This is a genomic window from Mesorhizobium sp. M1066, from assembly GCF_040318635.1.
Lineage (GTDB): Bacteria > Pseudomonadota > Alphaproteobacteria > Rhizobiales > Rhizobiaceae > Mesorhizobium.
The window spans coordinates 19,778-31,007 of the sequence record NZ_JAMYMR010000054.1 but is presented as its reverse complement, the minus strand read 5'-3'; the positions used below and the strand labels follow the sequence as shown (position 1 = coordinate 31,007).

2 protein-coding genes and 1 pseudogene are annotated in these 11,230 nt (G+C 60.9%); 2 read left to right on the top strand and 1 reads right to left on the bottom strand.

The window, feature by feature from the left end; translation table 11 throughout:
- Positions 1-311 precede the first annotated feature (311 nt).
- Entirely contained in the window at positions 312-1,340 is a 1,029-nt protein-coding gene (locus NKH52_RS32540) for a hypothetical protein (protein WP_352657526.1), read from the bottom strand.
- A 429-nt stretch (positions 1,341-1,769) separates the two neighbouring features.
- Here NKH52_RS32540 and NKH52_RS32535 point away from each other — a divergent pair.
- Together NKH52_RS32535 and NKH52_RS32530 are read left to right on the top strand one after the other, a co-directional pair.
- Positions 1,770-2,820 (top strand): annotated as a pseudogene (locus NKH52_RS32535) (ABC transporter ATP-binding protein).
- A gap of 626 nt (positions 2,821-3,446) precedes the next feature.
- Entirely contained in the window at positions 3,447-11,045 is a 7,599-nt protein-coding gene (locus tag NKH52_RS32530; RefSeq protein WP_352657523.1) for a non-ribosomal peptide synthetase, read from the top strand.
- The last annotated feature ends 185 nt before the right edge of the window (positions 11,046-11,230 follow it).

The following is an 11,230-nucleotide window of genomic DNA, read 5'->3' as shown; positions in this document are numbered from 1 at the left end:
GCTTCATCGAGCATGAGGCCTACAAAGACACCGCCCTCGTCATCCCCGCCCTGCGCGAACTCCACTACGTCACCCACTACGATCCGCAGTGATCGGCGCCGGCGGGCCGACCAACGAGCGATCTAACCATCAAGTCGATTTCGGGAAAGTGCCTTGGCGCACCGCTTACGGATAACACGTGGTGATAGCGCCGATCTTTCGCTTCGCGGCCACGGCGAGGGCCGCGCTACTGCGCCAAAACCACTCGTTCGCGACCATCACGAGCGGCGGAAAGGTCTCGAAATTGCAATGGCCGCCATTTCGGCTTGCGACTACTGAATATTCCCCAGTAGCGTCGTCATGGCGAGGGTCATGGCGCTAGCATAGCTATCGAGATCCTTCACCTCAAACAAGAACCGATTTGACTCTGCATCGGCGTCCGTCCACGTCGGCACCCCATTCGGATCGCATTTGATGTCGACGGGACGGAAGCCAAAAACCGCATCGTCCGTGTTGGAACTTGGAATAATGTTGCCCGCCTTGTCCACGGCTTGAGACACCATGTGGAAAAAGCCGGCGGTGCACCACATATCGCGATCGGCACGAAAGGTCACGAAGCTCGGTACATCGCTCCGCGGCGCCATTAGCGGCTGTAGGTAGCGCGCATCTGTCCGCCCTTCGAGGGAATAGGTGAAGTAGCTTTGGAGGGCCGGCGACAACTTTGACAGAATGTCGCGCTGCTTGAAACGGTATAAAGTACCATACCGCTCGACCGTTCCCTCCGCCTCCTGCCTGATGGTCTCGAAGCATGGCATCCAGTAAATCGGGCAGGGTATGTCGAACGTGGCCGCGTACGCGGCTGCATTTAGTTCGACATTGTACTCTATCCCTCCCTGCTTCGCGACATCGGGATGGCCCGTGCCGGCGTTGACGTAGATGCCTGCGCATTTGTTACGGAAGAGATCCGGATCAAGCCTGGCCGCGATGGCGAGATCGCGGCAGGAGCCGACGATGCTGATATAGGCCGGCCCTTCGCTGTCGCGAAGATAGCGGAGGAGAAACTCCGCGCCGGCGCGGTCGCGCCTGGAAAGGGTAGCAAGCGACGCCCGGTCATGCGTGTAGGGAACGGAGGAGCCGACAGCCATATGGGTCGGCAACCCCGTGAGGTAGCTTAGCTGCGCAATGCCGGTGACGTCCGGACTGCGGCCCGGATAGTGATTGGGCGGGAAGTCAACCAGTACGCCGCCGAGTTCGAGTTGGCCCGATGCGGCAAGAGCATAGACGCAAGCAAGGTCCCAGTGATCGTCCGGATCGATATAGGGACGGAACAGGTCCGTCTGGTGAAGCAGTCTTATGGTCATGCGAATCCTCCAGATTATTCTTTGACGCCCGACATCGCAACCGAGTGCATGAAGAAGCAGGCCCACGCTAAGTCATTCCTTGCAAGAATGCAATAATCTAATATTGCCAGCCACCAATGCCGTGTAATAGCAATGACTCGGCTTCGGGAGGCCGCATGGTTCAGCCCGGTAGAACTCCACTCGTGTTCAGCTCGCCGATGACGTCGGCAAAGCGATGGTGCGCGAAGCGCGCGTCGAACACGTGTTCCGCTATGCCCATGTTTTCCACGCTGTGTTGCCATGCTGTCTTCTGGCGCGATCGACGTGAAGCCGCTGATCACGCGCACGTTCGACTTCGAAGACAGCGTTCGCGCGTTTGAGATCGCCGCATCCGCCCAAAAAGGCGAAGTGAAGATGCAGATTGCCTTGCCGCAATAGAGGAGATGCGAGTTGGCTCAGGTCACTGTCAGGAATATCATCAAGCGCTACGGAAACGTCCAAGTCATCCATGGTCGTGAATGTCGACATTGCCGATGGCGAGTTCGTCATCCTCGTCGGTCCGTCAGGGTGTGGCAAATCCACCCTGTTGCGCATGATCGCCGGTCTCGAACCAATATCGGGCGGTGAGATCAGCATTGGCGGCCGGGTGGTGAACGATGTTCTGCCAAAAGACCGCGACATAGCGATGGTGTTCCAGAACTATGCGCTCTATCCGCACAAGAACGTCGCCGCCAACATGGGCTTCTCTCTCAAGATCAAGGGCAGGCCTAAAGCCGAGATCGATGCCAAGGTGAAGAAGGCGGCCGAGATACTCGATCTGGGCAAGCTGCTCGACCGGTTTCCGAAACAGCTATCGGGCGGACAGCGCCAGCGTGTGGCCATGGGACGCGCCATTGTGCGCGACCCACAGGTCTTCTTGTTCGATGAGCCTTTATCGAATCTCGACGCCCAACTTCGTGTTGCGATGCGTGTAGAAATCAAGGAACTGCATCAGCGCCTCGGCACGACGATCGTCTACGTTACCCATGATCAGATCGAGGCGATGACCATGGCCGACAAGATCGTGGTGATGCGGGACGGCAAGGTGGAACAGGTCGGCGCACCGCTCGATCTCTACGACAATCCGGGCAATGTCTTCGTCGCCGGTTTTATCGGCTCGCCGGCGATGAATTTCATCAAGGGCAAGATCGATGCGAAGGACGGCAGACAGGTCTTTGTCTCGGACACCGGATCCGTGCTGCCGGTCGAGGAGGGCAGGGCGCAGGGCGGCCAGCCGGTCGTCTACGGCATACGTCCCGAGCATATCGACGTCGCGCCCGACGGCCTGCCGGCAATTGTTTCGGTGCTGGAGCCGACCGGCTCCGAGACACAGATCTTTGCCAAGCTCGGTGAGGATCCTGCCGGCGATGGTGATGACGACCTCGTCCAGGTGCCAGACATCGTTTCGGCTGTGCTGCTTGCGGCACAAGCTCTATGCCGCAAATCCCTGAACGCGAGTTAAGTTGATAACGCCGCGGCAGATGCTTGACAGCGATCCGCAATTGAACGGACGATTGACAGCGCTCAATCGTCCTATGTCCGACGATGTCGGATAAGCAACATAGCAGTGTTAGGCTATCATATTGGTTGAGAACGATTTCTCCTTTGGCACGGTACATGCGTAGTCCTCTACAAGGCGCATAGACTGAGGAGAAGTCGTCCGATGATCAGGCTCACTGGAAACTCAGATCAGGTTAAGGTGGCGGCTGCGATGCTGCCGGAGACGATATTTGGAGCCGTGGGGGCTTGCCGGGCACTTTGGGAAGATGTGGCTCCGCGCAAGAGTTTCGTTACCGTCAGTGCACGCCATATTACACAAGCGACTGTGGGCGCGGTTACCCCCGAGCAAATCCGAACCAGTGTGATTAGTTTGGGCCGCTACGTGCCGCGGCGCCTGGGGCGGGCACTGCCCGGCCTACTGGGTGGACTGCTGGAGGGGTGAAGATGGCATATCGGTCTTCTCCAGTGCGCGGAGGCGCTTGCGAACCAGGCGGTCGGGATAGGCAACCTGCAGCCCGATCAATCTCCTCCAGCGTCTTTGTTGGCAGTGGTACGCTTGCTATCAGCTGCGCTCAGCTGGCAATTGAGATGGGCCACGTCATTGGTGCGGCCCTGTGTGGCGATGCCATATTCGCAGAGTGGGCGGCTCGCGCCAAGATCCCCCGCATGGCGAGTGTTGAAGAGCTCTCCTCTCTTTTGAAGACCGAGCCGGTGGATTGGATACTCTCCGTTGCCAATCCGTTCATACTGCCACCGGACGTGTTTGGGACAGTGCGTCAAGGTGCTTTCAACTACCACGACGGTCCATTGCCACGATATGCGGGAACGCACGCGACGTCCTGGGCGCTGCTGGCGCAAGAGACCGAACATGCCATCACGTGGCATCGTATCGATGATGGTGTTGATACGGGTGACGTGGTGGTCCAGCGCCAAGTGCTGATTGCGCCTACCGATACGGCACTGACCCTGAACCTCAAATGTTATGAGGCCGCTGTCGAGGGTTTCCGCGAGCTTTTAACTGGCCTCAAGAGCGGGAAGCTTATTGCTTATCCGCAGGCGCTGGTGAACAGAAGCTATTTTCCGAGACGTCGACGCCCAGATGCGGCAGGCTGTCTGCGATGGGATCGATCCGCGCAAGATCTGTCAGCGATGACGCGTGCCCTAGACTTTGGGCCATATCATCCCAATCCATTGTGTCTGCCCAAGGCTCTCGTAGGCGATGGGGTTGTCACAGTCAGACGCCTGGAGGTGCTGCCACAACGCTCGGGCTTTCCGGCAGGTTGCCTGCTTGAAATCCACTCCAGCCACTGGCGGGTGGCGACGGGTACGCAGGATGTTGAGGTTTGCTTTGGCAGCTCCGATGGTCAGGCGCTGGACGCGCGGGACCTCGCCAGGCATTCCAATCTGAATGAAGGTGATCGTCTGCCAATTTTGAGCGATGAAGAGGCGCAGAGCATAACTGCCACCCATGAATTGCTGGCGCCTCGGGAGGATTTTTGGCGACGGCGGCTAGAGCAGTTTAAAATATTGCAGCTTCCTTTCCTGTCGTCGTCCGTGGCTGAGGCGCCGCCCAGATGGCAATCGAGTTCGTGGTTCATTCCTAGTGCTTTAGCTAAGCTGTCTCCACATGATCGCACGGAATGCTTGGTAACGGCTTGGCTGATCTATCTCGCCCGCATCACGGGAGAAAAAGATCTTCAACTGGGATGGACGCCCGCATCGGATAGATCGCAAGTTGGCTCTAAAGCGATGGAGGTGCTTATCGCCTCTGTCGCGCCGATGGAAGTTACCATTGATCTTGCACATGATTTTGAAGAAATACGCAAAATGGTGGCAGCCGAATGCGCTCAGCTGAGGGAGCGCGGTAGCTTTGCGCGGGATCTTATCGCGCGCTGGCCCACAGTGCGAGGTGTGGAGCCGCTACGGTCGCACCAGCCCTGGCCGATTGGCCTCACAATCACGACAGACAGCTGTTCTGTCGCTGGCGATTTGACGTCGAGCCAAGGTGCTGGGGCCCGCCTATGCGGCGATTTGCTGACGTTTGAGGTCTGCGTTCAGGATGGGAGCTTTCGATGGCAGTTCGATGCAAGTCGACTAGCGCCGAAGCAAATCGGCCGTATGACACAGCATTTGCAAACTTTGTTATATGGTGTGAGGACCGATGCAGGCCAGCCGGTCGGTCGGATTGAACTGCTGCCGGCCGAGGAGCGGACCTATCTGCTGGAGGAGCTGAACCGGACGGCGGCGGCCTATCCGTCGGAGCGGTGCATCCATGAGCTGTTCGAGGCGCAGGTGCACAAAGCGCCGGAGGCGGTGGCGCTGGTCTGCGAGGACGAGCGGTTGAGCTATGGCGAGCTCAACGCGCGGGCCAACCGGCTGGCGCACCATCTGATCGGGCTCGGGGTCAGGCCGGACCAGCCGGTAGCGATCTGCCTGGAGCGCAGCCCGGCCATGGTGGTGGGGCTTTTGGCGATCCTCAAGGCGGGCGGTGCCTATCTGCCGCTGGACCCGGCTTATCCCTGCGCGCGGCTGCAGCAGGTTCTCGAGGATGCGGCGCCGCGGCTGCTGCTGGCCGATTCGGCCGGACGCGCAGCACTGGGCGCCGAGGCGCTGGCCGATGTGACGGCGATCGATCTGGAGACGGCGACCCCGACCTGGGCCGGGCTGCCCGCCTCGAACCCGGACCCGCACGCCCTTGGCCTCACCGCGGGCCATCTCGCCTATGTCATCTACACCTCCGGCTCAACCGGAACCCCAAAGGGCGTCATGGTCGAGCATGGCAGTCTGGTGAACTATTTGCATTGGTCGGATCGCCGCCATTACGAACGAGCTGCGAACGGCTCGCTGATGCTGATGTCGTTTAGCTTTGACGGCAGCATTACGACTTTGTTCGGGCCTCTGTTGGCGGGCGCCAGGCTCCGCATTCTAATAGACTGGATTGGTGCTGTAGAGGATGGTCAGACCTATGATCTGATCAAGCTGACGCCTTCGCATCTAAGCATGCTGAACAAACGACTTGAAGCCCACAATGGACCGGCTCCGGCAAGAGCGCTCATGGTCGGGGGCGAGGCCTTAATTCCGGCAGACATGCAGTTTTGGCAAGAGCGTTTCCCGAGCGTGCGTCTGATCAATCATTTTGGTCCGACAGAAGCAACGGTTGGATGTGCCACATTCGAGATATCCCAATCTGTCGAGGGTATGGCCTCGATCCCGATTGGCCGTCCGATTGCGAACACGCAGGTGTACCTGTTGGACGGGCATGGTGCGCCCGTTCCGTTCGGGGCGGTGGGTGAGCTTTACATCGGCGGGGCGGGGGTTGCGCGTGGCTACCTGAACCGTCCCGATCTGACGGCGGAGCGGTTCATCGCCAGTCCCTTTGTGGAAGGCGCCCGGATGTACCGGACCGGCGACCTGGCGCGCTATCTGCCGGACGGCAATCTGGAGTTTCTGGGCCGCAACGACGACCAGGTGAAGATCCGCGGCTTCCGCATCGAGCCGGGCGAGATCGCGGCGCGGCTCATCGAGCACGCCTGGGTGCGCGAGGCGGTGGTGGTAGCGCGCCAGGACCGCGCCGGCGACAAGCATCTTGTCGCCTATGTCGTGTGTGGACCCGAGGCCGGCTCGGACGACGACGACGGAGGCGGGCTTGCCGGCCCCTTGCGCGCGCATGTGAGCGGGCGGCTGCCGGACTACATGGTGCCGTCGGCGTTCGTGCGGCTATCGGCACTGCCGCTGACGCCGAACGGCAAACTGGACCGCAAGGCGCTGCCGGCGCCGGCCGACGACGCCTATGCGCGGGCGGCCTATGAAGCGCCGCAGGGCGAGGTCGAGACGCTGCTGGCCCGGAACTGGCAAGAGCTGCTCGGCCTCGAGCGGGTCGGCCGCCACGACCACTTCTTCGAGCTCGGCGGCCACTCGCTCTTGGCGGTTCAACTGATGGAGCGTCTGCGGCGGCTGTCGCTTGGGGTGGAGGTGCGCACCCTGTTCGCCAGGCCGGTGCTTGCCGATCTTGCCGCAGGCTTGGGCAGCCATCATGAGGTGGCGGTCCCTGCCAACCTGATCACCGAGCACAGTACGGCGATTACGCCGCAGATGCTGCCGCTCATTGAGTTGGCCCAGCCGGAGATCGACCGGATCGTCGGCACGGTGCCCGGTGGCATCGGCAACATCCAGGACATTTATGGCTTGTCGCCGCTGCAGGACGGCATCCTGTTCCATCATCTGCTGGCCAGCCGGGGCGATCCCTACCTGCTGGTGTCGCAGATGGCGTTCGCCGACCATGACCTGTTGGAGCGCTATCTTGGTGCGGTTCAGCAGGTAGTGGATCGGCACGACATCCTGCGTACGGCCTTTGTCTGGGAGGGGCTGTCCAACCCGGCGCAGGTGGTCTGGCGCACTGCACCGCTGGATGTGGTCGAGGTTGAGCTGGATGCAGATGGTGGTCCTGGCCATGAGCAGTTGAAGCGCCGTTTCGACCCACGTCAGCATCGTATTGATCTCGGCCGGGCGCCATTGATGCGGTTCGTGATCGCCGTCGAACCAGATAGTGACCGTTGGCTGCTGTTGAGCTTGCACCATCATCTGATCGGGGATCACACGACGTCGGAGGTGCTACATTCCGAGGTCGAGGCGGTGCTGGGGGGCCGAGGGCATGAGCTGGGCACGCCGCAGCCGTTCCGCAATCTGGTGGCGCAGGCGCGCATGGGGGTTGATGCCAAGGCGCATGAGCAGTTCTTCCGGGGTCTGCTGGCGGACATCGATGAGCCGACCATGCCGTTCGGGCTGAGCGAGGTCCGCGGCGACGGCAGCGGTGTCGGCGAGGCGCATCGGATGCTGCCGCAGGCGCTCAACGATCGGCTGCGGGAACAGGCGCGGCGGCTTGGGGTGAGCCTGGCCAGCCTGTGCCATCTGGCCTGGGGGCAGGTGGTGGCGCGCAGCAGCGGGCGAGAGCAGGTGGTGTTCGGCACGGTGCTGTTTGGCCGCATGCATGGCGGTGCGGGCGCCGACCGGGCGATGGGCCTGTTCATGAACACCCTGCCATTGCGTCTGGATCTGGACGGGACGGGGATCGAGGAGAGCGTTCGGGCCACACATGCGCGGCTGGCGGAGCTGCTGGCGCACGAGCATGCCTCGCTGGCGCTGGCGCAACGCTGCAGCGGCGTTGCGGCGCCGGCGCCGCTGTTCAGCGCGCTATTGAACTACCGCCACAACACGCCGGCGGCCATGTCAGGCTCCGGACCGGATGATGTCCTGTCGGGCGTGGAATGGCTGGGCGGCGAGGAACGCACCAACTATCCGCTGACCCTGTCGGTGGAGGATTATGGCGAGGCGCTCGGCCTGACGGCGCAGGTGGCGGAGCCAATCTCTGCGGATCGGGTCTGCGGCTACATGCAGCACGTGCTCGGGCAACTGGCAGGGGCACTGGAGCATGCCCCCAATACGCCGGTGCGTAACCTGAGCATCCTGCCGACCGACGAGCGGGCCTATCTTTTTGAGGAATTGAACCGGACGGCGGCGGCCTATCCGTCGGAGCGGTGCATCCACGAGCTGTTCGAAGCGCAGGTGCGCCAAGCGCCGGAGGCGGTTGCGCTGGTCCATGAGGACGAGCGGCTGAGCTATGGCGAGCTCAACGCGCGGGCCAACCGGCTGGCGCATCATCTGATCGCACTGGGTGTGAAGCCGGACCAGCCGGTGGCGATCTGCCTGGAGCGGAGCCTGGCGATGGTGGTGGGACTTTTGGCGATCCTGAAGGCGGGGGGTGCCTATCTGCCGCTGGACCCGGCGTATCCGTTCCAGCGGCTGCGGCAGATTCTCGACGATGCCACGCCGCACCTGCTGCTGGCCGATGCGGCCGGCCGCGCAGCACTCGGCGCCGAGGCACTGGCCGATGTGAGCGTGGTCGAACTGGATACGGCGACCCCGGCCTGGGCCGAGTTGCCGGCCTCGAACCCGGACCCGCGCACCCTTGGCCTCACCGCGCGCCATCTCGCCTATGTGATCTACACCTCAGGCTCAACCGGAACCCCAAAGGGCGTCATGGTCGAGCACCGGGGAGTGGTGAATCACACAACTTGGCAGGCGGATCGATTCCGACTTGCTGCCCACGACATTTTCTTGCAGCGAACCTCCCCCTCTTTTGATGCCGCGGTTTGGGAGCTATGGACATCCTTGTCGATTGGGGCCCAATTAACTCTTCTCCCCTTCGACAGCCAATTAGATGTCCGAACAATTCTGGATATAGTAAATAAGTATCGGGTGACAGTACTTCAGTTGGTTCCGTCGCTGCTTTCGGCATTGACAACGGGTAATGATGTTCATCCCAAGCAAGTCCGTAGTTTACGTTACACATTCTGCGGCGGAGAGCCGCTCCGGAATGAGCATGTAGCTAAATGGCTGCAATTGGCATCGCGGCCACTTGTCAATCTCTATGGGCCTAGTGAGGCAACGATTGACGCGACAGCCTGGGTGTATTCCGCTGGATTAGACAGGCCAGTTGTCCCGATCGGGCGTCCGATAGCGAACACGCGGGTGTATCTTCTGGACGGTCAAGGTGCGCCCGTGCCGTTTGGGGTGGTGGGTGAGCTTTACATTGGCGGGGCAGGCGTTGCGCGTGGCTACCTGAACCGCCCCGAGCTGACGGCGGAGCGGTTTCTGGCCGATCCGTTCAGCGATGGGGCAGGCGCGCGGATGTACCGGACCGGCGACCTGGCGCGTTATCTGCCGGACGGCAATCTGGAGTTCCTCGGCCGCAATGACGACCAGGTGAAGATCCGCGGCTTCCGCATCGAGCCGGGCGAGATCGCCGCGCGGCTTTGTGAGCACGACCGGGTGCGTGAGGCGGCGGTAGTGGCGCACGAGGACCGCGCCGGCGAGAAGCAGCTTGTCGCCTATGTGGTGTGTGGACCCAATGCCGGCTCGGACGAGGACGATGGAGGCGGGCTTGCCGCCGCCTTGCGCGCGCATGTGAGCGGGCGGCTGCCGGACTACATGGTGCCGGCTGCGTACGTGCGGATCGAGGCGCTGCCGCTGACGCCGAACGGCAAGCTCGACCGCAAGGCGCTGCCGGCGCCGGCCGACGACGCCCATGCGCGGGCGGCCTATGAGGCGCCGCGCGGCGCGGTCGAGACGGCGCTGGCGCAGATCTGGGCGGAGCTTCTGGGTGTCGAGCGGGTCGGACGCCATGACCACTTCTTCGAACTCGGCGGACACTCGCTCTTGGCGGTGCAGCTACTCAGCCGAGCATCAGATCTTGGACTGAAGTTTAGCGCGGCTGATCTCTTTCATGCTCCTGTCCTGAAGGAGCTTGCATCGAGGGTCGAGATTGACTTTCACCGTCATAGACCTGGCATTCTACCCGTTCGTGCGACGGGATCTCAACCGCCGCTCTTCTTTGTTCCCGACGGTTGGGGCGATTGTTCCTACGTCATCAGTTTGGTAAAGGAAATGAACATAGACTGTCCCGTCTATGCTTTGCCATGGCCGTCTTCCGATGAAGCTCGTTCATTGACCCTTGAAGCGATTGCTGACACGGTCATCCTGGCAATCAAAGAGATTCAGCCGCAAGGTCCATACCGCTTTGCAGGATACTGCTCGGGTGGCATCTTGGCTTACGCCATAGCCCAGCGCTTACTGGGTCTGGATGAAGCCGTGTCTTTCATGGCGTTCATCGATGTTACGCTATTTGCAAATCGATCGAGCATATCCCCCTCTCAGATCCTCCGAAATATGGTATTGGACCGTTTCGAATCCTTGGATGATGAGAGCTTCGAAGTGTTGGACCGCTTTGCTGGACAATGTTCAATTGCTCAGCTGCTTGAAAAGGCACAGAAAATCGAGGCGATACCTCCGGATCGTGATCTCCACGATGACATTCTGATGTTTGAAAGAACCGCCCAATTTCATAGGGCGCTGCAGTCGTATCAAGTTCCGTCCCTGCCAATTGAGATTCATCAGTTTTATGCAGCTGATCCTTTCCCCAGCCGTCGTGTGCGACTGGGCGAGAGCTCAATTGGCCCAGAGGCAAGATCGCTCATGCGCGGCTGGGACCGAATTTTAAGTGCGACGGCCATCCATGCAGTTCCAGTTCCAGGCAATCACAACACGATGGTGGGAAACCGAGAAAATCGCAAAGTGCTGGCACGCATGTTATCAAGAGCCTTAAATAGTTTCGCCGACAACACACGCTAAGAAGAGGTGACGATGACGCGCTTGCCCCCGCCCCAACTCTTACCTCCCATCGACTTGCTTGCTCCTTACCGCGGGAGGCGATGAGAGCATCCAACTGAATAGATATGGGCGCCAACCTACACCCGACAAACGGACTCTTTTCGTTTGGCTCGGCGACGGTATGCACGATCTCTGAAGCCGGATTT